This is a genomic window from Belnapia sp. AC561 (genome assembly GCF_979252845.1).
On record NZ_CEEDBP010000032.1, the window covers coordinates 34,766 to 56,241 of the forward strand.

Genomic DNA, 21,476 nt, shown 5'->3' on the forward strand with positions numbered 1-21,476 from the left:
CCTAGGCCGACAGGATCCGCTGCAAACCGCCATTGGAGGCCAGCATCCGCCGCTCCCAGGTCAGCGCATCGGCGACGATCCGGTCGAGGTCGTCGAAGGCGGGGCGCCAGGCCAGCAAGGCCTGGATCCGCCCGGCCGCGGCGACGATGGCCGGAGGGTCGCCGGGACGCCGCGGCGCCAGCTGCACCGGCAGGACGACGCCCGCCGCCTTCTCCACGGCACGCAGCACCGCCCGCACGGAATGGCCATGGCCATAGCCGCAGTTCAGCACCGCTCCCTCACCGCCCATCGCCAGATGCCGCAGCGCCTCGACATGGGCGCGGGCGAGGTCGGTGACGTGGATGTAGTCGCGGACGCCCGTCCCATCGGGCGTGTCGTAATCGGTGCCATAGACGGCGACCACTGGCCGCTGCCCGAGCGCCGCCTCGCAGGCGACCTTGATCAGATGCGTGGCGCCGAGGGTGCGCTGCCCGGCCCGCCCCGCCGGATCGGCGCCGGCGACGTTGAAGTAGCGCAGCGCCACCACGGCGAGCCCATGCGCCGCCGCGGTATCCCGCAGCAATTGCTCCGCGGCGTATTTCGAGGCGCCATAGGGGTTGATCGGCCGGCAGGGTGCGGTCTCGTCGACCGGCAGCCGGTCCGGGATGCCATAGACGGCGGCGGTCGAGGAGAAGACCAGCCGCGCGACCTTCTCGGCAACGCAGGCCTCGGCCAGCGCCAGGGTATTGGCCACGTTGTTGCGCCAGTAGCGGGTCGGGTCCTGCACGCTGTCCGGCACCACCAGGGAGGCCGCGAGATGCACCACCGCCTCGACCCGGTAGCGGCGCATGGTCGCCCGCACCAGGGCGACATCGCCGGTGCTGCCGCGGACCAGCGGCACCCCGGGCGGCACGGCGGCCGTGCTGCCGGTGGAGAGGTCGTCCAGCACGACCACCGGCAGGCCGGCGTCGATCAGCGCCAGCACGACATGGCTGCCGATGTAGCCGGCGCCGCCGGTCACCAGAATGGTCGATGAGGCATTCATGGGGCGATGCTCCGGCGGTGGCTGCCGAGGATGGCCGCAGCCTCGGCCAGGGTAGCGGCGATGCGCTGCGGCACGGCCGGGCTGGTGCAGACATAGGTCGGGCTGGGATGCGGCATCCGCAGCACCGGCAGTCCCGGGCGCGCGGCGGCCAGGAAGGGCGCTGCCGTCGCGGCGGCACGTCCGGCAAGCACCGCCACCTGCAGGTCCGGCAGCAGCTCCAGCAGGGCCGGCAACAGGGCCAGCCCCGCTTCGCGTTCCGCCCGCGAGGGCGACCGGTTGCCGGTACCGGGCACCTGGATGACGAAGGGCACGGCGTTCCAGATCAGGGTCTCGCTCCGGGCCAGGCCGGCCGCGGCCAGGAAGCGGCGGAGGTTGCGCGCGGTCGGCGCCGGGTTGTCGCGGGAGACGAAGCCGGTCAGGCCGATGGCCGGGCCGGGCGTCTCGAGCAGCAGCAGCAGCCGCGCCCTGACGCCGCCGTCGGCGGGGTCGGCATCCGGCACACCCCGTCCGGTCGAATGCCGCAGCCTTGCCGCGAAGGCCGCGAGCGGGGCGGCATGCGGCACGGCGAGCGCCTCGCGCCGGGCCATGAGCTGCAGGGGGTCGGCCAGCAGAGGCCTGCCGGCAGTGCTGCCGTCGACGGCGGCGATCATGCCGCCGTCGCTTCCCAGAACCCGTCCAGCGGCGCCTGTCCCTGTTCCCGCAGCCGCTCCACCGGTCCGGCACCCTGCAGGGCCGTGGCCAGGCCAGCGGCGCCGCCGAACTGGAAGCCGATCTGGGTCGTATAGGCCGAGCAGGCGGCGAGCCGTGCCGCCGCATCGCCGGTGACGGCCCGCTCCGGCAGCGCAGCCATGACTTCGGCGAAAGGGCGGGCCGGGTGGCTGTGGGGACGCAGGGCATAGGGGAAGTCGGTCCACCACAGCACCGGCGGCGCCCCGGCCGGCAGCACCAGCCGCAGCGCCAGGGCCACCAGCACGTGATCCACATGCCCGCCGATGGCCTGCGGTGCCAGGATCAGATCCGGCGCGCCCTCCATCAGGTCGCCGAACCTGGCACATAGCGATGCCAGGACATCATCCTCCGCCCGGGGAGCGGCGAAGAGGGCGGCCGCATCGGCATAGCCCCGATGCGGCGCCTCGGCGAAGTCCAGCCATAGCGGGCGGGCGCCGAGCGCCGCACAGGCGGAGGCATCCTCCGCGCGGCGCAGGGCCATGTAGTCGACGTCGGCCGGCAATCCCTTGTCGAGCTGGCAGGCCAGGGCGAAGCCGGTCGGCGTGGGCACCGACCGGGTGAAGACGGTGGCGACCGTCACCTCCCAGCCGCTCCGGGCCAGGCGCGCGAGCGTCCCGCCGCAGGAGAAGGCCGCATCGTCGAGATGCGGCGACACGGCGAGCGCGCGTCGGATCACAGCAGATGCGGCGCCGCGCGGAAGCGGCAATCGGGATCGCGCGGCAGCACGGGATCGAAACCGGTGTCGGGCTTCGTGCCCTGCACCGCGGCATAGACCTCCATGATCTGCCGGCCGACCGCCTCCCAGGAATAGGTCCGGCGGCATTCCTCCAGGGCATTCGCCGCAAGCCGGCGCCGCAGCGGCGCATCCTCGATCACCCGGCGCAGCGCGACCGCCAGGGCCGGGATGTCGCCAGGCTGCACCAGCAGGCCGTTCTCCTCGTCCCGCAGGCAGTCCACCACGCCGACGGCGTAGCAGGACACGCTGGGCAGGCCATTGGCCATGGCTTCGAGGATGGTGTTGCTGAAGCCCTCGGCATAGGTCGGGCTGACGAAGACATCGGCGTCGCGGTAGAGCGCCGGCGCCGCGTCGTAATCGGCATAGCCGGTGAAGCGCACGTCGAGGCCGAGCTTCTCCGCCAGCTCGCGCGTGCTGTCGTAGTCGGGCCCGATGCCGGAGACGGTGGCGGCGAAGCGGACGCCCTGGGCGCGCAGCAGCGCCAGCGCCTCCATCATGTCCAGCGAGCCTTTCCGCCGGTCGACGCGGCCGTGGTAGAAGAGCCGCACGGGATCCGCCGCATCGCCCGGGACATGGCCCGGAGCCGGGTGGAAGCGCGAGGTATCGACCGCGCCCGGCACGATGGTGAAGCGCTCCCGCGCCACGCCCAGCCGCTCGACCACTTCCTGGGCGAAGCTCTCGCAGCCGATCAGCAGGGCATTGGCATGGTTCAGCACGTTCAGCATGCCGAGCCGGTGGGTCTCGCAGCAGGATCCGACCCAGTGGCCGTCGCCGCCCTGGATGGAGACGACGGTCGGGATGCCGAGCTGCCGCGCCGCCAGCAGCACCGCCCAGCCATTGGGATAGCCGTATTGCGCATGCAGCAGGTCGAAGGGCTTCTTCCGATGCTCGGCCAGGATGACCGAAACCATGTCCTCCACGTCGCGCTCGAAATCGGCGCCGCCCGGCTCGGCGAAGGCTTCCTCGCCCAGCGACTGCCGGCCGATGACGGTGACGCCGGGCACCTCGGGCGGCGGCCCGCCGCCATAGACCCGGGTACCGGCCGCATCGCCGCGATACTGGCTGACCATGGTCACGTCATGCCCGGCGGCGACGAGCTGCCGCAGCAGGTTCACGGCATAGACGCTCATGCCGGAGATGGCCGGGAAGAAGCGGCGGCTGCAGAACAGGATTCTCATGCGGTGGCCCTCTCCTTGCGGCAGCGGCGCAGCCATTGCAGGGACTGCGGGATCATCCGGTCGGCGCGGTGGCTCTCGCGCGACAGCTCGACGCAGACCAGCCGCTCGAAGCCGATACCCTCCAGCGCGCCGAGGCAGGCCGGGATATCCATGTCACCCTCGCCGAAGGGCAGGTGCGTATGGTCGCCGCGCCGCATGTCCTCGATCGCCACGGTGCCGATCTGCCCGGCGAATTCCCGCACCGCCGCCGGCGGCTCGCGTTCCTGCGTCACCAGGCAATGGCCGAGGTCGAGCGCCAGGGTGAGTTGCGGCAGCCGCGTCCGCAGCAGGGCCCAGTCGTCCAGCGTCTCGACCAGCATCCCCGGCTCCGGCTCAAGCGCCGCGGTGACGCCGCGCCGCCCGGCCTGGGCCACCACCTGCTCCAGCCCCTCCAGCAGCCAGCCACCGGCCTCGCCGCGATCGACGCCGGGCAACGGCACGCCGGCCCAGAAGGACACCGCCTCGGCGTTGAGGATCTGGCCGATCTCGAGCGCCCGGTCGAGGAAGGCGACACGCCGCGCCCGGCCCTCGGGGCTTGGCGTCAGCAGGGTCGGCTCGTGCTTGCGCCGGGGGTCGAGCAGGTAGCGGGCCCCGGTCTCGATCACGCAGCCGAGCCGCTTGGCATGCAGCAGCCGGCCCAGCGCCTCGGTCCGCGCCACCCAGCCCTCGGCCATCGGGTCGAGGTGATGGTGGTCGAGGGTCAGCGCCACGCCGTCGTAGCCGGCCTCGGCGATCAGGGCGACCGCATCCTCCAGCCGGTGGTTGGCGGCGCCGTTGGTGTTGTAGGCGAAGCGCAGCGCCATGCTCAGGCGGCCTTCCGCTTCTGCATCAGCAGCTGGGCCGAGAAGGTCCCGCACTCGCGGTACATCGGATAGAGCCGGCCGACGATCCGCTCGGCCAACGCCACGTCGAACCAGGCGGGGCCGCCGGCCTTCGCCTCATCCTCGGGACGCAGCCGCACCCGCTGCGCGCCTTCGCGCGGCGCATCGAGCAGCAGCGCATCGCCGCGTTCGCGCAGCCGCACGACGCCGCGCCAGCCGATGCGGTGATAGCTCATCGTCTCGCTCTCGAGGCCCGGCACGATGGTCTTCACCACCTTCACCGGGCTGCCGGGCGGCGAGCAGTCGATCACCAGCGTCTCCAGGCCCGCCTCGGCGAGGCGTGCCGTCAGGAAGCGCAGCCGGTCGCCGGAATCGGCCAGCTCGGCCGCCGGCGTGGTGGGCAGGGACGAGAAGGGCACCTGCCGCCGCGCCGAGAAGACATTGCCGCCGAGCCGCCGCCGCAGCTCCGCCGCATCCTGGCCCACCCACTCGGCCATCGCCTCCAGCGCGCGGCCCTCCTCCTCCTCGAGCATCGCCACGCCGATCTGCCGCTCGACGTAGTCGGCCGGCAGCGCGGCGCGGACCAGGTCGATCGGCCCATGCGTCGCCGCCTTGCGCGAGCGCGAGCCGCAGAACTCCAGCAGCGCCTTGCGCAGCCCGCGGGCCCGGTCGGGATGCGCCGCCTCGCCGCAGGAGGTCACCTGCACCGGCACGGTCGGCGTGCCGTGGTCGTCGCCGACGACGTAGAGGTTGGGGATGCCGAAGTCGGTGCAGGCGAGCTTAACGGTGACCGCGATGCCGAGGCTGCGGATATGCGCCAGCAGCGCCGCCACCTCCGGCTCCTCCACCGCGTCGGGTTCCACCACCACGCCCTGATCCAGTGCCCGGTAGGTGACGACATTGCCGTCGCGCTGCAGCTGCTCCATGATTCCATGGGCGATCGCATGCGGCAGGTCGAGGCCGGCGCCGAGCCCGTTGGTGATCGGGGTGATCAGCCTGGCCGGCTCGCCGAGCTGGTAGGGATAGGCCGCCACCCATTCGCGCGGCACCATCACCGGCTCGCCCGAGGGCCAGCGCTGCGCCTCCACCCAGGTGAGCGGCATGTCCGGCGTCCAGACGCTGCCGGCGGGCAGGCAGAGGGTCAGCGGATCGACCACGCCCGCCACGCCCCGCTCGCGGCACAGCGCGGCGTAGGAGGCGACGGTGCCGCGGTTCCGCTTCACCCAGGCGCCGACATGCACTTCCTCGCAAAGCTCGCCGAGCGCGCCGACCTCGGCTTCGATCGGCGTGAAGCCGTAGCCGTAGCCGGTGGTGGCCGGCTCGTCCCGCAGGATCAGGTTGGCCTGCACCACGGGAATGCCGATCCGGTCCAGCGCATCGATCGGGAAGACGGAGACATGGGAATCGGTGGGCATCGTGGTGCGGAATGCCGCGGCCACGTCCTGCAGATCGGGGCTCGCGCTCATCCTGCGGTTCTCCTGTGCAATTCATCGATCGGGATATGCCGCACGCCGGGCGGTCCGCTGAGCTGGTCGTCCAGCACGGCGAGGGCGATGTCGCGGCCGATGCCTGGCGCATGTTCGAAGGGCGTGCAGACGGTGTCGAAATCGAGCCCGGCGATGACGGCGCGGTAGCGGCGGATCTCCGCCGGGGTCAGCGGGATCGACTTGTGGAAGGCCTTGTGCGTGGAGACGGCGGTGTTCCGGCCGGCTTCGTCCTGATCCACCTTGAAGGCGTCGCCGCAGAACAGCATCCGCCGCCCCGCGTCATGCAGCACCGCCTGGCCCTCGTAGTGGCCGCCGACATGATGCAGCGTCAGTCCCGGGCGCAGCTCCAGCGCGTCGTCGTAGGGCCAGGTGACCCGGAAGGCCTTGGTCAGCCAGAGGTCTTCCTTCTGGATCGCCAGCACCTCCGGCTTGAACGCATCCTGCAATTGCCAGAGCGCGCCATAGCCATGCACATGCGAGGCGGCGAGGAAGCGGATGCCACCGAGCCGGTCGATCTCGGCCAGCATGTCGTCGGTGTATAAGGGGGCGGCCTCGAAGGCGACATTGCCCTCGGGGTGCAGCAGCAGCCAGCCGGTGCCGTTCAACCCGAGCGGCGGCGTCGTCGAGAAGGCGACCAGGTCGCGTTCCAGCCGGCGCCAATGGCCTTGCAGGGTCGGCTTGACCGCCTCCACCGGCAGGAACCGCCAGCCATCCTCCGGCAGGTCGTTGCGCGTATCGGTGCAGACCGGGCAGTCCGGCGGCGGCGCGAAGTAGCGCTGCCAATGCCCGCAATTGGCGCAGGCGTAAGGCTTCAAGGGCATCCGGTGGTCTCCGCTGCGGCATAGGCGCGGGCCAGCAGCCGCATGGTGTGCAGATCGCGTTCGATCGAAAATGCATCGGCCGGTCCCTCGCCGCGCAGCCAAGCGGCGAAGGCCGCCATCTGCCGCGCGAAGGGCGAGGCCCCGGCATCGGGCACCGGCACCGGCATCCGCAGGCCGAGCCGGCCATCGATGCGATGCAGTGTGCCGCCCGGCGTCTGGCCCATGGTCCGCTCGGCGACCAGCTGGCCGGTCGTGCCAAGGACCTCGAGCTGCCGGCGCGGCAGGGCCTCGGGGCAATTGTAGGCGACATGCAACTGCACCAGCACGCCGGAGACGGTGCGGCCGATCAGCATGGCGCCGTCGTCCACCGCATAGGACTGGACCCGCCGCTGGGTCAGCGCGGCAACCTCGGCCAGCGGCTCGCCCAGCAGGTAGTCGACCAGGTCGAGCCCATGCGGCGCGAGATCCATCAGCGCGCCACCGCCGGCCCGTGCCGGATCGGCGCGCCAGTTGTCGCGCGCCCAGCCGGCATCGACCCAGCAGGCATAGGCGATGCGGATCGCGGTCACGGTGCCGATCGCGCCGCCGGCGATGGCGTCGCGGATGGCGGCATGGGCGGGATGGTGACGCTGGTCGAAGGCGGTGCCGTAGCGGATGCCGGACCGGCGGACCGCCGCGGCCAGTGCCTCGGCATCGGCCAGGGTCGCCGCCACGGGCTTCTCGCAGAGCACGGCCTTGCCGGCGGCGGCGGCGGCCTCGACCGCGGCGCGATGCAGGTGGTTGGGTGTCGCCACATAGACCGCCTGCACCGCCGGATCGGCCAGCAGCCGTGCGGTATCGGCATAGGCCCGGGCGCCCAGGGTCGCCGCCTCGGCACGCGCCGCCTCATTGGGATCCGCAACCGCGACCAGCCGCCCGCCGGCGGCCTGCAGCCCAGGCACGCCATAATCGCGCGCGACCCAGCCGAAGCCGATGACGCCCCAGCCCAGGGCCTCCCCGGCGGTCATGGCGGATGGCGCAATGCTGTCCAGCATGCTCACCAGCCCTCCGGCAGGTCGACCAGCTCGCGCCGCCGCGCCGCCTCGATTGTCGTTGCATCGAGCGTCGCGCAGTCGGGCGCCCCGCTGCTGCTGGGATAGGTGGCGCGTGGGCCGTATTCATGGCCATAGCGCTCGGAGGGCCAGGCGATCCGCCCGTCCGGACCATAGAGCGGGTTCCGCCGCAGGGACGCCCCGGCGGGCGGCAGGGCCAGCAGGCCGCGCACCGGCTGGGCCGGGTGCAGGCCGGGTCCCTCGACAACGGCGAAGGCTTCCGCCTGCTGCAGGCTGCTGGCCGGCGCCGGCCGGGGCATGCGGTTCTCCGCCAGCGCCCGCGTCAGCTCGGCATCGTCGTAGAGCAGGCCCTGCGGAAACAGCGCCGCCATCTCGGCTGCCGGAATTGCCGCGCCGGCGGAAAGATTGTCCCAGTCGCTGTTGTGGACATGGCCGATGGCGAGCAGCCCGCGTCCGGGATCGAGCAGCGCCCGGAGGTCGGCCAGGATCTGCGGCTTGGGCTCGAGGAAATAGAAGGCGTCATGACAGGCAACGAGGTCGAAGCGCTCTGCGATCGGCCAGGACTGCGCCGCATCCAGGCAGAGCAACTGCGCTTCCGGCGCCACCCAATGGCGGCAGACCCAGAGCTTGGCGAAGACCACGTCGACACCGGTGACGGCAACCCCGCGCCGGGACAATTCGCGCAGATGATGTCCGATGCCGCAGGCCAATTCGAAAGCCTGCCGCGGCGCTGTCCAATGCGCCTCGACCAGGGCGAGGCCAGCCAGGAAGGTCGGGTCGGACCAACGATGCGCGAAGTAGTCGGCGACCGGCCCCCAGGCCAGCAACCGCATCGCCTCCCGCAGGCTCAGCGTGGCCGCATCGCGCACCAGCCGCCGCAAGGCATCGGGCTCGGCCGTCGGGCCACGCCACCAGTCGTCCTGATCGGCCAGCAGCAGGACCAGGGCGGCGTCCCTGTCGCCGGCGTCGAGACGTGCCAGGGCCGCCTCGGCCAGGTCGCGGCGACCGGACCGCAGGAAGGGAATGCCATCCGGCGCCGGCCAGCGCGTGCCGTCGGCGTCGCGCACGGAATGGGCGGTATCGGCCTGGATCGAGGCCATCACGCCGCCAGCCCCATGCGCGCCAGCACGGCGTCCTGGAAGGACTTCACCGGCCCGGCATGGACCAATTCCATCTCCCGCAGGACGAAGTCCATGCTGGTACCGGCGGCACGCAGGTGATGTTCGACCTGCAGCACGCGGTCGAGCGTATCCGCCGCATTGAAGGCGCAGCCCTCTGGCGTCGTCACATCGGGCAGGATCCGGCAGGCAGCCTCGACCGCCGCACGCGGTGCGGGGGCCAGTTCATCGAGCGCCAATGCGGTGGCGCGCGTCATGGCGGGCGCCAGCCATTCCCCGAGCAATACCTCCCCGGCGAAGCCCGCATCTGGCAGCAGCGCGTTGTGCAGATGATGGGCGAGGCTGGCGAGGAAGACCGTCTCCGCCCGCGCCCCCCAGACCGGAGCCAGCACGACGGCGCAGATGGCGACGATGCCGCAATGCTCCGCATGATCCTCCGGTGGTTCCAGCACCAGACGGCCGCGCCCGGGGCAGGTCGCCCCGGCCCGTGGCTGGGCGGCGAGCCGCGCCACGAAGGCCGGGGGTGGCCCGGCCGCAGCGGCAGCGGGAGCCTGCAGGATCCACTCCCGCAGGCCGGCATCGAGCGGCTCGGCCGCCGCCGCGGCCGCTTCCCTGCGGATGCGGCGGACCTCATCCGCAGGGACACCCGACGTTTGCAGCACGCCTGCATCCAGGTCGCCAAGCTGCGTCGCGGCCAGCGCATCGAAGACGATGCGACGCGCGACGTCGGCGACCGGAACCCCGGCCGCGACATCGGTCCAGGCCGCGGCAAAAAGCCGTGCGGCGATCGACCCGTCACGGCCGGAGGAGCGGATGCGCTTGAGGTCGCCGAGCATCCGCAACACCGGCAGCAGGTCCGGCGGGGCGCGCCGGCCCAGTTCCGCGATGGCCATGGTCACTCCGCGGCGGCGGCGCCGAGCCAATCCTCCAGCATGCGTTCCTGGACGTGGAAGGCATGCTCGGGCGCCCGGCCATTCGCGGTCATCGGCGCCTTGAAGAAGACCGAAAGCTGCTCCTGCGGACCGCTCTCGCCGCGCTGCCGCGCGAGGTCGAGCACGCGGGCGATCTCGAGCACCAAGGGCGCCGCCAGCACGCTGTCCTTGCAGAGGAAGTTGACCTTGATCTGCATGCGGTGGCCAAGGAAGCCGCTGATGTCGATATTGTCCCAGGCCTCCTTGTCGTCGCCGCGCGGCCGGTAGTAGCGGATGTCGACGATATGGTCCTCGACGGGATAGCCGAGGATCGAGTCCAGCACCCGGCCCTTGGTGCCGAGCTTCGATTTCAGGCTGTCCGGGTCTTCCAGGGCCTGGCCGTCGCGGTTGCCGAGGATGTTGGTCGAGAACCAGCCATCCACGTGCAGCGACCGCGCCCGCAGCATCGGCGCCAGGGCGGTCTTCATCAGGGTCTGCCCGGTCTTGCCGTCCTTGCCGGCGACCGGCACGCCGCGACGCTGCGCCATCTCCGTCAGCCCCGGCGCATCAGCCGCCACGGAAGGGGTGAAGTTGCCATATGGCACGCCGGCCTCGATCGCCGCCGCCGCATAGAGCATGGCGGGACCGATATCCGCGTCGTCGCGGTCGAGCGCACGCCCGAAGGCCTCGGCGCTGCGCAGCGAAGCGGCATCGGCCGGGGTCCGCTCGGTGGATGCCAGGTTGATCATGACGATGTCGTCGAGCTTGTTCGTCACCTTGAAACGCTCGAGATCCTCGATGATGGCGCCGATGGCGGCACGATGGCCGCTTGCCTCGCGCGTATTGGCACCCTCGATGCGGCGGCAGAAGGCGCTGCTGGCGACCGCGGCCCAGGGCTTTAGGGCGGACAGCGCGCCGGAGGTCTCGGCGAGCTGGTTGTCGTTCAGGACATGATGCTCGGAGGCCGCATCGGCCAGGCTCTGGCCATTCATGTCCCAGCCGCCGAAGACCAGGTCGTCATAGCCAGCGAAGCCGGGAACCGAGACATGCGCGAGCGGTAGCCCATCCATCCGGTTCGTGCCGCGCCGCAGCAATTCTACGCCTGCGACCGCCGTCGTCGCAACGGCACCACCAAGCCCGACAATGGCCACACCGACCCGACGCCGCCTGACAACTTCTGACATTCCACACCCGCTTCCTCAACAAACGCGAACTTTGGCGTGGCCCGGAAAATCACCAGACAAGACTTGGATCACGTAAAGCGGAGTGCCTGTCAAAACCAAGCATGTGAAAGCAGAAACGGAACGTTGTTATTTCGCCATGACGGCTGTTGGTTCTATCGTCATGGTCATATTGGTTTTGATTTAGTGTCGTCGGCATCAGGACCGAACAAGCGTTCCGGACGGCGAGCCGCGGCGGCGCAGGCTGCGAAGATGCAGGCGCCACCCAAGGCGATCTGCCAGGACGAGAGCAGCGTCCCGACCAGGCCCGAGGTTGCGGAGCCCAGGATGCCGCCGAGATTCAACGCTGCCATGAACAGGGCGAAGCGGGTCGCCGCACCGATTCCCCGGCTGCTGCGCATGACCGCGGGTGCCAGCGCGACGAAAGCCAGCGCCGGCACGATGCTCGACAGCGCCAGGGCGCCGGCACTGAGCCAGGCGGCCTGCGGCACCATCAGCATCCCGGCGGCAGCGGCATAGGCGACGGCACAGCCGGCGAGAAGCCAGCGCAGCACGCGGTAATGCCCGACCCGGTCCGACCAGTGGCCGATCAGCAAGGCACCGGCGGTGCCGCCGAGCAGCGCCAGCGCGCCTTGCAGGCGCGACAGGGACACCGCATCCCAGCCGCCGCGCTGGATCATCTCGACGCCGAGATGCACGCCGAGGACGGCCGTCGCGGCTTCCTCGGCGATGCAGAGCGCGAGCAGGGCCAGGGCAGCCGGCTGCCGCATCGCCGAGAACAGCCGCAGGAGGAGGACACGGTACGAATCCACGGGCTCCGCCCTGGCCGCGTCATGCCGCGACGACAACACGGGGTCGCCGTCCGCCTCTCGGACGATCAGCGCAATGACCATGGCCGCGGTGCCGAGCAGCAGCAGCAGCAAGGCAGCCGTGGCCAGCCCATGGGCCGGGATCATCCAGGCGAATACCACCGCACCGACCGCGGTCCCCGTGACGAAGCCGGTCCGTGTCAGGGCCGTCGCCTGACCGAGCCGTTCCACCGGCACGCGGTCGATGATCATCGCATCGACCGCGGTATCGAGCAGGGCCGCGAAGCCGCTGTGGAGCAGCAGCAAGGGGCCCAGCCGTGCCAGGGCCGCCGGGCCATCCCCGGCCAAGGGCAGGCAGGCCAGCGAGGCCAGGGCGCCGGCCAGCGCCAGCACCACCCAGAACCGCCGCCGCCCCATCCGGGCCCGCCCGAACCGGTCGACCAGCGGCCCCCAGAGCGGCTGCAGGGCCCAGGGCAGGCCGACCATCGCCATATAGCCGCCGATCGCCCCGACCGTCGCCCCGAGCTCGGCGAAATGGTTCGGCAGGGCGGTCATGCCGAAGCCGGCGACCAGGCCCTGGTAGCCATACAGGGCGAGGATCAGCAGCCGGCGACCCGCGGGATCGAGGAAGGTCGGGAAGCGCCGGCGCGATGGCACGCGGCTCACGCTCGCTCTGCGCCGCCGGTCCTGCCGGCATCGGCGCGCGCCTGCCGATAGAGAACCTCGCATCGGTCGAGCCAGATGTCCCGGGTGAAGAGGCGCGTCACGCGTTCCAGGGGTATCCGGCGGGGGATCGCCATGGCGGCGGGGATCGCCCGGGCCAGGGCCGCGGCGTCGTTCGCCGCGGCGAAGGCACCGGCCTCGGCGACCACCTCGCGCGCGGCACCCATGTCGAAGCTGGCGACCGGGACGCCGCAGGCCATCGCCTCGACGGCGACCAGACCGAATGGTTCGTCCCAGCATGGGGTGAAGAGGAAGACCGATGCCCGGCCCAGCTCCCCGGCGAGGGCCGCGCTGCCGATATGCCCGCCGTAACGGATTCCGTCGCCGAGCAGGGGGGCCACCTGCTCCTGCCAATAGGCCGGATCCTCGATGGTGCCGAAGATGGTCAGCGGCAGGCCGGCCCGCCGGGCCGCCTCGGCGGCCAGATGCGTACCCTTGTTCGGCGTGATCCGGCCGCACCATGCCGCGCTGCCGTCGCCGTGTTCCTGATAGGGCCAGGCGGCAAGGTCGATGCCGTTGTGCAGGACGGAAACCTCCTCCGGCGTATCATCCGGCCACCATGCCTTCATCTGACTGGCGGAGGTGACCGTGATCCGATGCGCCGGGCCGGCGCTGTCCCGCACGAACCAGCGCAGGGCATCGAAGGGCGGGACATGCAACGAGGTCACCGTCGGCACGCCGCCGCCGCCCGGCCAGGCCAACGGGAAGCGATGCAGGCTGTTGTTGTGCACCACGTCGAAGCCGCCGGCGGCGATCCGCGCCCCGGCGGCGGCAAAGCCGGCATCAACATGCGCGATCAGCGGCGCGCTGCCGCGATGCTCCGCCCAGGGGAAGACCTTCTCGTAATGCTCGGCCAGGACCGGATCGAGGGCGAAGCGCGGGTCGCTGTCGCCCGCGGCGAAGAGCACCACCTCATGGCCCCGCGCCTCCAGCCCGGCGGTCAGGTGCCAGGCATGGGCCTCCATGCCGCCCATGAAGGGCTCGGCGATCGGCTGGCGGACATGCGCGAGGACGGCAATCCTCATGACGCCGCACGGGTGATGCCCATGGCCCGCTGTTCCAGCACGCGGATGACGCTGGCGGTATTGGCATAGGGCTGATGGCTCTGCTGCCCGGTCAGCGCCAGGTCCTCGGCACCCGGACGACGCAGGATGCGGATGGGCCTGCCCGGGGCATCGTCGATCAGGCCCATCAGGCGGAAGGCATGCAGCCAATGCCCCATCGTCCGGTAGCCCCATTTCGCCTCGAACAGCTGCGCGTTGCGGACGACGCTGTCGAGGTGATGGACCGGCGGCATGTGGTGCGGATGATACTGGTGATAGGCAAGCCCGCCCTTCATCCAGGCGATGGGGATGCCCTGGCCGGCGAGCGACTTGCCGAAGTCGGTATCCTCCCCGCCATAGCCGATGTAGCGCTCATCGAAGGCGCCGGCCGCAAGGAAGGCATCACGCCGCATTGCGAAGTTCAACGACCAGAAGCAGCGGTAGTCGGCGCAGGGCTCGATGCCCGCAGGGGGCGGGCCGCGCCGGTCGGAATGGCGCACCGCGCTGGCGGCGAAGGCATCGAAGCGCAGTCCCTCCGCCGCCGCACCGCCGGGCAGATACATGACCTCGCCCATCAGGAGGCCCTCGAAGGCCTCCAATTCCCGGGTGTAGTCGGAGACCAGGGTCGGCGACGGGATGCAGTCCATGTCCAGGAAGATCAGCGCCTTCCCCTCGGCCGCCCGGGCCGCGGCATTGCGCGCGGCCGCCAGCGGCAGCGGGGTCGCCTGGACCATCACCTGCCGGACCGGGAAGGGCGCCTCCGGCAGGCGATAGGGCGTGTCCTGCATGACGGCGACGAGCAGCTCGACCGGCAGGACCTCCTGGCGGCAGAGGCCGAGCACCAGGTTGCACAGGTGGTCCGGTCTTCCTCCGGCAAGCGTTACGACCGATGCAGGCGTCATGCGTCTTCGGGCTCCGAGCGGCGGGATGGATGGTGCGATGGGCGGCCGGACCAGAGCGTGCCGGCAAGATGTTCGAGCCAGGCGGCGGCCTTGCCGGCCGGGCCATCCTCGACCAGCGCGCGCTGCGCGGCGGGGCGGTGCTCGGCCAAGGTCTGTGCGAGCGCGTGCTGCCAGGCCGTGGCGGAGGAGGGCAGATGCGGCCTGACGCTGGCCACCCCCGCCGCGGCGAGCGCCTGCGCCTTGCGGTGCTGCTCGTCGAAGTACCGCCATTCCGGCACCGCGAGCCAGGGTCGCGCCGCGGCGAGGATCTGCTGGCAGGTGGTATTCCCGGTCGAGGCGATGACGATATCGGCGGCCGCGATATGGTCCGCCGCGGTATCGACCCAGCCGCGATGCTCGAGGTTGGCCGGCTCCGTCGCGTGCCAGTCGCGTTCGATCCGGCCGATCGTGATCCAGCGTGCCTCCGGGCGGCTGCGGGCGCCGACGGCGATGGGGCCCTGGCTGAAGCCATTGCCGCCGCCGCCGGCCAGGACCAGGACCATGTCCTCCTCCGCGCCGATGCCGATGCGCCGGCGTGCCGCCGCCCGGTCGATGGCCCGGGTATCGACGCCGAGCCCGCCGGCGAAGCAGGTCTTGGCCCGCATGGTCCCCGGCCATTCCGGCTGCGCCAGCTCGGCGTGGAACGGGGCCAGCAATCCGGCGGCGCCGTCATAGGCGGCACGATGGCCGGCGTCGTCACGATCGCCGTGCTGCAGCACCTTCACATGCGGCACGCTGCAGATCCGGGCGAGCTGGGCCACCTCCGCCGAGACGTCGCAGATCATCAGCGCCGGGTCTGCCTGGTCGAACCACCGGGTCATGGTCGCCATGGCACTGCGGATGCCCGGCCAGCCGAGCGGCGCGCAATGCAGGGTCGCCGGGGTGGCGATATGGTCCATGCCCGGGACCTCGTCGCCGCGCGGCTCGAAGAGGGAAGGGACCTGCAGGATCTGCGCATTGGCCGGCAGGGCCGGGAAGATGTCGCCGCGCGCGCAGAAGATCGTCAGCGGCCGATCGTCCGGCAGCGCCTGCGCAATGGCCGCGCAGCGTTCGGCATGGCCGCGCCCCTGGTGATGGACGAAGTAGCCGAAGGGCCGCTTCATGCCGCGGCGGTGCTCAGGCCGAGGGCTGCCAGTCCTTCCATCACTCCGGCGGCATGGTGCCTGGCCACGCGGCGCAGCCCGTGGCGACGCCGCAGCCGGTCGAGGTCGGCATCCGCGTTGCCGACGACGATGGCATGGCCGCAGGCATCCAGCATGTCGAGGTCGTTGCCGCTGTCGCCCGCCGCGACGCAATCGGCCAGGGTGATCCCGCGCTGCGCCGCATAGGCGGCGATCGCCGCCGCCTTGCCGCCGCCGGGCGCCAGGACATCGATCAACCGGCCATGCGAGTGGATGACGCGGGCGCTGAGCCCGGCCGCCGCCAGTGCCGCCCGGATCGCCTCCGCGTCCCGTTGTGCGCCGAAATAGCTGAGCTTGAACATGCCGGCGGTTGCCGCGGGCTGCGGCACGAGGTCGAGGCCCGCCAAGGTGGCGGCGACCGCGGCTCGGTCCCAACCCTCGGCGAGCTGCGTCGCGTAGCGGGGACATTCCTGCCAGCCGCCATCCACCGTGGGCAGCATGAGGCGGGTGCCGACGTCGACGATGAAGGCGTCGGGTAGCGGCAATTGCCAGTCCCTCAGGATGGCGCGCGCCGTGTCGAACGGCCGGCCGGTCGCCACGATGAAGGGCAATGCGCGGCGGGCCCGCCAGGCCGCGAAGGCGCTCGCCCCGCTGCGGCACCCGGTCAGGGTGCCATCGATGTCGCAGACCAGGAGGCGCGGTCGCCGGCGGAGCGAGGCATAGAGGGCGACCGACCGCGCCGCGTAATCGGTCCAGCTGTACAGATGGATGTTGCGTCGTGCGGCCGCGGCGAGCCGGGCATGGCGTGCCGGATCGGCGACGAGGCTCAGGCAGGCATCGGCGATGGCGGCCTCGTCCTGCGGATCGATAAGCAGGCCGTGGCCAAGCCTTCGGAGGATCTCGGCCGGACCGCCGTGGCGGGTGGCCACCACGGGCACACCGGCTGCGGCCGCCTCGATGAGGGTGAGCCCGAAGGGCTCGTGCAGGGCGGCATTGACGAAAACGCCACCGGCGGCGGCACGCTGATACAGGGCGGCGACATCGGCGGGATCATGCCGGGGCGGCAGCGCGACGCGGCCCCGGAGGGCCGGTGCGTCGCTGAGCTGCCTGAGCTCGCCGATCACCTGCTGCTCCTCCGTCGAGCCATGATAGCCATCGTGCCGGCCGGCGAGGATGATGAGGTTGGCACGGGCCATCAGCGCCGGGCTGGCTGCATAGGCGCGAAGGAGCGCGGCGAGGTTCTTCTTGCGGACCGGGCGGGCTATCGCCAGGACGATCGGCTTGGCGGGATCGTCGAGCCATTCCCCGAGCTCTGCGGCGAGGCCGGCATGCGCTGCGGGTGCCGGCTGCTGCGGCACGCCCGGCAGGATAGGGTGGATGCGTGCGGAGGCCACAACGCCATAGGCGCTGATCTGATTATCGGCCTCGTCCTGGCTGGACACGATGATCGCGTCGGCCGCGGCAATGGCCTGACGCTCGGCTGCGATGCGCAGCTCCATGCCGGGGGCAGGGATCCTGCTGTCGCGCTTCTGGATGCCAAGGGCGTGCGGCGTATAGACGAATGGAATGCCGAAGCGGGCCCTCGCCGTCAGCGCCACCGCGGCGGCATCGGCGAAATGGGCATGGATCACGTCGGGCAGGTGCGGGAGTGCGGCGAGGTGGCTGCAGAAGGCCTGGGTGAAGGCCGGCAGATCATCGGCGAGTGCCTCCTTCTCCAGATATCTGCGGCATGGCGTGGCGATCCGATCGATCGTCGTCTTCGGGTTCATGCGTTCGCGGGTTTGCGAATACTCGTGCCCCAGAACGCCATCTTCGAATAATCTTGAAACTATCGATACGGATTTTACACCGCATTCTTCAGACTGTTTAGTGGCGGCGTCCAGTACGTAAGCAATATGTCCGCCGGTATCTGCCGTAATTCCGAATTGGACCGGGCGAGCCTTGAGGCATCCTCCTAACGCCAAATGCAATACGAACAATCCGACCTCGTTTTATTACGAACAACACCAATATGTATCAAACAGCCGCATATCAGGCGCTCACTTTGAGACGGATGGAGATTTGTCAACCTGTCGGAATATGCCCGCCGGGTGACGTTTCGGCAGGCGCCGCTGACCGCGCCGCGCCCATCGGGCGACCCGTGTCCTTGGCTCAGGCCCTCGGCTGCGCCATGCCCGCATCTCGGCGAGAAAATTTTCGGCAAGCCTGAAAGTCCGGGTGCCGACAGCGGCGGCAAAGCGTTCCCAGGATACGTTTCACCATCAGCGAAGGGGACGGTTCGCCATGATGCCGGAATCAAAGCCTGCCGGATTTGAGAGCCATTGGGATTCGCAGTGGTTCAAGCACAAGGCAGACGAGTGCCGCCGGATCGCCGGCCTGCTGCCTGATCAGACGTCGCAGCAAAGTCTGCTTCTCCTGGCGAATGATTTCGAGCAGCAATCGCAGCATGCCAAATTGCTGGCGTCGATCGCGGTGCCGGGCCAGTTCGAAACCTGAGCTGCAATGATCGGCGATGGATGAGGAAGGCGGAGCGGACGCCGGCCCGCCGCCCAACGCCTCCGGCGGCATCTTCCAGGGCGCCTGATTGAGCCGCCAGGGCCGATTGCCCCTCGGGCTAGAGAGCGCGGGCGGCGGCGGCAGGTCACCACCGCCCCGAGCGCATCAGGGACGGGCCGCCTGCTTATGCCGCCCTTGTTGCTACGCTTCGGCAATACAAACGGTGCAGATGACAGGCCTGTCGAGGGCTGAACGGTTTCTGCTTCCGAAAGCAGAGCCGGCGGTGCAGCCAGCGGATGGAGAGGAGCCGCCACAGCGCAGGCGAATATTGGCTAAGCGCCTCGGAAAGGACGGCTACCCGGCCTGTGACATCGCCTTCTGATGCTCATGCGCCGAAGCTGTTGCGGGTTGCTACGATAGCCTGGGATATCTTGCCGCCGCGTCCACATCCTTATGAAAAGGATGGCGTCCCCAAGGGGATTCGAACCCCTGTTACCGCCGTGAGAGGGCGGTGTCCTAGGCCTCTAGACGATGGGGACCCGGTGGCAAGGCGCGCCTTCTACCCTCCAAGCCGCAGCGGATCAAGCACCCTTCGGACGCTTTTCCAATTTCGCCTTCGCTGCCCCGTAGCGACCCTCCCGGCAGGCGTCGGAACAGTAGCGTACCTGCTCCCAGTCCCGGGCCCATTTCCGCCGCCAGGCGAAGCTCCGCCCGCAGGCGGCGCAGATCTTCTCCGGCAGGACCGCCTTGCGGGTCACCGGCCCAGCCGGATCTCGCCGACCACCTTGCCCCGCTTCGGATCCACCACCAGCACCCGGTCGCCATCCGGCCGCTGCACCAGCACCCCGACGCCGCCATCCACCGCCGCGACGCTGCCGATCCGCGCCCCGTCCGGCTGGTCCAGCCCCAATTGCCACCCCGCCGCCGCGCCGCCGCCACCGGCGCGCTGGACGAGCATCGTCACCAGCGTCACGGTGCCGCCAATGATCAGCACCCCCATCACAACGACCATGACCTTGAGCGCACCCACCGATTCATCCCCCTCCGCCGCCGAAATCCTGGCCGTCACCGCCGCCCCGGACCAGGCCGGCATCCGCGCCGACCGCTTCCTCGCGGAGGCGATAGGTTCGCTCTCGCGCTCCCGCGTCAAGGCGCTGATCATCGAAGGGGCGGTCAGCCGGGACGGCGCGCCGATGCGCGACGCTTCGGAGGCGATTCGCCCCGGCAGCACCTACCGCATCGCGGTCCCCGCCGCGGTAGCCGCGATCCCCCTGCCGCAGGACATCCCGCTGACCATCCTGTTCGAGGACCGCGACCTCATCGTCCTCGACAAGCCAGCCGGCCTAGTGGTCCACCCCGCCCCGGGCAACCAGGACGGCACCCTGGTCAATGCCCTGCTGGCCCATGCGGGGGAGGATCTGCCGGGCATCGGCGGGGAGAAGCGGCCAGGCATCGTTCATCGGCTGGACAAGGATACCTCCGGCGTCATGGTCGTCGCCAAGACCGAACGTGCCTTGCGCACCCTGTCCGAGACCTTCGCCAACCGCGACCTGGACCGGGAATACCTCGCCCTGGTCTGGGGCCTGCCGCAGCCCCTGGTGGGGGAGGTGGAGGGCGACATCGGCCGCCACCCGGCCGACCGCAAGCGGATGGCGGTGGTGACCCGGAACGGCAAGCATGCCCTGACCCGCTATGCCACCCAGCGTGCCTGGGGCACCGCCTGCGCCCTGCTGCGCTGCAAGCTGGCCACCGGCCGGACGCATCAGATCCGGGTACACCTCACCGAGATCGGTCACCCTTTGGTAGGAGATCCCGTCTATCTTCGGCGCACGCCCGGCGCGGCCAAATCCCTGGCCGAGCCGGCCCGCTCCACCCTGCTGGCCTTCCCGCGCCAGGCCTTGCACGCCGCCACCCTGGGCTTCCGCCATCCCGTCTCCGGGCAGCCGCTCAGTTTCTCCGTCCCCCCTCCGGCGGACTTCGCCGCATTGCTGGAGGCCTTGGACCGTAACCACGAGTAACCAACCCAGGCAGTCGGTTTTTGTTGCCTTCGGGCACCACCCTTGCTAAAAAATGCACGGCAGCGTTTCACCGGGTGCCAACGACCCGATCCAGCAGCCTTGCTCGCCTCGTCGTGACCGGGGCAGGCGCGGTCGGGTGGGCCCGGTAGGCGTTCTCACTGCCAGAATTCATCGCTGAGCCGGGCCCCGCCGTCACGGGGAGGTCCATCAGCGCAGGAGGCAGATACCCGTTATGGCTTCCAGCTCGGTCATCCCCATCGCCCCCGAGGGCAACCTCTCCCGCTATCTGCAGGAGATCCGCAAATTCCCCATGCTTGCGCCGGAGGAAGAACTTTCCCTGGCCAAAAGCTGGAAGGAGAAGGGCGATGAGCGCGCTGCCCATAAGCTCGTCACCAGCCATCTCCGCCTCGTTGCAAAGATCGCCATGGGCTACCGCGGCTACGGCCTGCCGGTGGGTGAGCTGATCTCCGAAGGCAATGTCGGCATGATGCAGGCGGTGAAGCGCTTCGATCCGGAACGCGGCTTCCGCCTGGCGACCTATGCCATGTGGTGGATCCGTGCTGCCATCCAGGAATACATCCTTCACTCGTGGTCGCTGGTGAAGATGGGGACGACGGCCGCCCAGAAAAAGCTCTTCTTCAATCTTCGTCGGTTGAAGGGCCAGATGGCGGCGCTCGAGGATGGCGACCTGAAGCCCGAACAGGTCGAGAAGATCGCCCGCGTCCTGGCCGTGCCGGAGCAGGACGTGGTCTCGATGAACCGCCGTCTCGCCTCGCCAGACCACAGCCTGAATGCCCCGGTCCGCGCCGACAGCGAGGGCGAGTGGCAGGATTGGCTGGTCGACGAGGGTGAGACGCAGGAGGTCGAGCTGGCCGATCGCCAGGATCTCTCGAACCGCCGGATGCTGCTGGGCGAAGCCCTGAAGACGCTGAACGAGCGGGAGCGCCACATCCTGATCGAGCGCCGCCTGAAGGACGAGCCGACCACGCTGGAAGAACTCTCCCAGCAATATGCCATCAGCCGGGAGCGGGTCCGCCAGATCGAGGTCCGCGCCTTCGAGAAGCTGCAGAAGAGCATGAAGACCCAGATCGTCGAGCGTCGGCTCGCAGTCTAACGCTCTGCGTCGGCTGGCGGTCTGAGCCTTCCGGCCGGGGATGACGGATGCGATGGCGGCGGGGCAACCCGCCGCCATCGCCAATTCCGGCCAATCATCATCATGGATGCTGGT

Annotated in this window: 21 protein-coding genes and 1 tRNA gene; 3 read left to right on the forward strand and 19 right to left on the reverse strand. The window is 70.3% G+C overall.

What is annotated here, in order from left to right; genetic code table 11:
• Position 1 precedes the first annotated feature (1 nt).
• From galE to AC0IW9_RS22275, 16 genes are all read right to left on the reverse strand, one after another.
• Complete coding sequence (galE, locus tag AC0IW9_RS22200; protein WP_471650486.1) at positions 2 to 1,024, reverse strand: UDP-glucose 4-epimerase GalE; 1,023 nt, start codon at positions 1,022 to 1,024, stop codon at positions 2 to 4.
• The gene (locus tag AC0IW9_RS22205) at positions 1,021 to 1,674 is read right to left on the reverse strand and encodes a uracil-DNA glycosylase family protein (protein ID WP_471650487.1); all 654 of its coding nucleotides are present in this window, start codon (positions 1,672 to 1,674) and stop codon (positions 1,021 to 1,023) included. The genes galE and AC0IW9_RS22205 overlap by 4 nt, the downstream gene beginning before the upstream one ends.
• Positions 1,671 to 2,429 (reverse strand): PIG-L deacetylase family protein, encoded by a 759-nt coding sequence (locus tag AC0IW9_RS22210; protein WP_471650488.1) that lies wholly within the window; start codon positions 2,427 to 2,429, stop codon positions 1,671 to 1,673. Before AC0IW9_RS22210 ends, AC0IW9_RS22205 begins: the two co-directional genes overlap by 4 nt.
• Entirely contained in the window at positions 2,426 to 3,667 is a 1,242-nt protein-coding gene (locus AC0IW9_RS22215) for a glycosyltransferase family 4 protein (protein ID WP_471650489.1), read from the reverse strand. The genes AC0IW9_RS22210 and AC0IW9_RS22215 overlap by 4 nt, the downstream gene beginning before the upstream one ends.
• A complete protein-coding gene (locus AC0IW9_RS22220) occupies positions 3,664 to 4,509 on the reverse strand; it encodes a sugar phosphate isomerase/epimerase family protein (protein WP_471650490.1) in 846 nt (281 codons plus the stop codon). The genes AC0IW9_RS22215 and AC0IW9_RS22220 overlap by 4 nt, the downstream gene beginning before the upstream one ends.
• Before the next feature lie 2 nt (positions 4,510 to 4,511).
• Positions 4,512 to 5,993: a YcaO-like family protein gene (locus AC0IW9_RS22225; protein WP_471650491.1), complete on the reverse strand. Its 1,482-nt coding sequence runs from the start codon at positions 5,991 to 5,993 to the stop codon at positions 4,512 to 4,514.
• Complete coding sequence (locus tag AC0IW9_RS22230; RefSeq protein ID WP_471650492.1) at positions 5,990 to 6,835, reverse strand: MBL fold metallo-hydrolase; 846 nt, start codon at positions 6,833 to 6,835, stop codon at positions 5,990 to 5,992. The genes AC0IW9_RS22225 and AC0IW9_RS22230 overlap by 4 nt, the downstream gene beginning before the upstream one ends.
• Positions 6,826 to 7,869 (reverse strand): Gfo/Idh/MocA family protein, encoded by a 1,044-nt coding sequence (locus tag AC0IW9_RS22235; RefSeq protein WP_471650493.1) that lies wholly within the window; start codon positions 7,867 to 7,869, stop codon positions 6,826 to 6,828. Before AC0IW9_RS22235 ends, AC0IW9_RS22230 begins: the two co-directional genes overlap by 10 nt.
• A 2-nt stretch (positions 7,870 to 7,871) precedes the next feature.
• Positions 7,872 to 8,987 carry a class I SAM-dependent methyltransferase gene (locus AC0IW9_RS22240; protein ID WP_471650525.1) on the reverse strand — a complete coding sequence of 372 codons (1,116 nt, stop codon included), beginning with the start codon at positions 8,985 to 8,987 and terminating at the stop codon, positions 7,872 to 7,874.
• Positions 8,987 to 9,898, reverse strand: coding sequence for a hypothetical protein (locus AC0IW9_RS22245; RefSeq protein ID WP_471650494.1), 912 nt, complete (start codon positions 9,896 to 9,898; stop codon positions 8,987 to 8,989). Before AC0IW9_RS22245 ends, AC0IW9_RS22240 begins: the two co-directional genes overlap by 1 nt.
• Positions 9,899 to 9,900: 2 nt before the next feature.
• Positions 9,901 to 11,100, reverse strand: a complete 1,200-nt coding sequence (locus AC0IW9_RS22250) for an inositol-3-phosphate synthase (RefSeq protein ID WP_471650495.1) — start codon at positions 11,098 to 11,100, stop codon at positions 9,901 to 9,903.
• Between the two features lie 164 nt (positions 11,101 to 11,264).
• Positions 11,265 to 12,572 (reverse strand): MFS transporter, encoded by a 1,308-nt coding sequence (locus AC0IW9_RS22255; RefSeq protein WP_471650496.1) that lies wholly within the window; start codon positions 12,570 to 12,572, stop codon positions 11,265 to 11,267.
• Complete coding sequence (locus AC0IW9_RS22260; RefSeq protein WP_471650497.1) at positions 12,569 to 13,654, reverse strand: glycosyltransferase; 1,086 nt, start codon at positions 13,652 to 13,654, stop codon at positions 12,569 to 12,571. The genes AC0IW9_RS22255 and AC0IW9_RS22260 overlap by 4 nt, the downstream gene beginning before the upstream one ends.
• Positions 13,651 to 14,574 carry a galactosyltransferase-related protein gene (locus AC0IW9_RS22265; RefSeq protein ID WP_471650498.1) on the reverse strand — a complete coding sequence of 308 codons (924 nt, stop codon included), beginning with the start codon at positions 14,572 to 14,574 and terminating at the stop codon, positions 13,651 to 13,653. Before AC0IW9_RS22265 ends, AC0IW9_RS22260 begins: the two co-directional genes overlap by 4 nt.
• Positions 14,571 to 15,716: a hypothetical protein gene (locus tag AC0IW9_RS22270; RefSeq protein WP_471650499.1), complete on the reverse strand. Its 1,146-nt coding sequence runs from the start codon at positions 15,714 to 15,716 to the stop codon at positions 14,571 to 14,573. Before AC0IW9_RS22270 ends, AC0IW9_RS22265 begins: the two co-directional genes overlap by 4 nt.
• The gene (locus AC0IW9_RS22275) at positions 15,713 to 17,503 is read right to left on the reverse strand and encodes an HAD family hydrolase (RefSeq protein WP_471650500.1); all 1,791 of its coding nucleotides are present in this window, start codon (positions 17,501 to 17,503) and stop codon (positions 15,713 to 15,715) included. Before AC0IW9_RS22275 ends, AC0IW9_RS22270 begins: the two co-directional genes overlap by 4 nt.
• A gap of 514 nt (positions 17,504 to 18,017) precedes the next feature.
• Between AC0IW9_RS22275 and AC0IW9_RS22280 the strand changes: the two genes are divergently transcribed.
• Entirely contained in the window at positions 18,018 to 18,230 is a 213-nt protein-coding gene (locus tag AC0IW9_RS22280; RefSeq protein ID WP_471650501.1) for a hypothetical protein, read from the forward strand.
• A 463-nt stretch (positions 18,231 to 18,693) separates the two neighbouring features.
• Here AC0IW9_RS22280 and AC0IW9_RS22285 read toward each other — a convergent pair.
• The 3 genes from AC0IW9_RS22285 to AC0IW9_RS22295 all read right to left on the reverse strand — a co-directional run bounded on the left by AC0IW9_RS22285 (position 18,694) and on the right by AC0IW9_RS22295 (position 19,260).
• Positions 18,694 to 18,769: transfer RNA gene (locus AC0IW9_RS22285), tRNA-Glu, on the reverse strand.
• 42 nt (positions 18,770 to 18,811) lie between these two features.
• On the reverse strand, positions 18,812 to 18,988 hold the full coding sequence (locus tag AC0IW9_RS22290; protein WP_471650502.1) for a DUF2256 domain-containing protein: 177 nt from the start codon (positions 18,986 to 18,988) through the stop codon (positions 18,812 to 18,814).
• Complete coding sequence (locus AC0IW9_RS22295; RefSeq protein ID WP_471650503.1) at positions 18,985 to 19,260, reverse strand: DUF6476 family protein; 276 nt, start codon at positions 19,258 to 19,260, stop codon at positions 18,985 to 18,987. The genes AC0IW9_RS22290 and AC0IW9_RS22295 overlap by 4 nt, the downstream gene beginning before the upstream one ends.
• Between AC0IW9_RS22295 and AC0IW9_RS22300 the strand changes: the two genes are divergently transcribed.
• Together AC0IW9_RS22300 and rpoH are read left to right on the forward strand one after the other, a co-directional pair.
• Positions 19,241 to 20,248, forward strand: a complete 1,008-nt coding sequence (locus tag AC0IW9_RS22300) for an RluA family pseudouridine synthase (RefSeq protein WP_471650504.1) — start codon at positions 19,241 to 19,243, stop codon at positions 20,246 to 20,248. The two genes, AC0IW9_RS22295 and AC0IW9_RS22300, sit on opposite strands and share 20 nt — an antisense overlap.
• 232 nt (positions 20,249 to 20,480) lie before the next feature.
• Positions 20,481 to 21,362, forward strand: a complete 882-nt coding sequence (gene rpoH / locus AC0IW9_RS22305) for an RNA polymerase sigma factor RpoH (protein ID WP_471650505.1) — start codon at positions 20,481 to 20,483, stop codon at positions 21,360 to 21,362.
• The last annotated feature ends 114 nt before the right edge of the window (positions 21,363 to 21,476 follow it).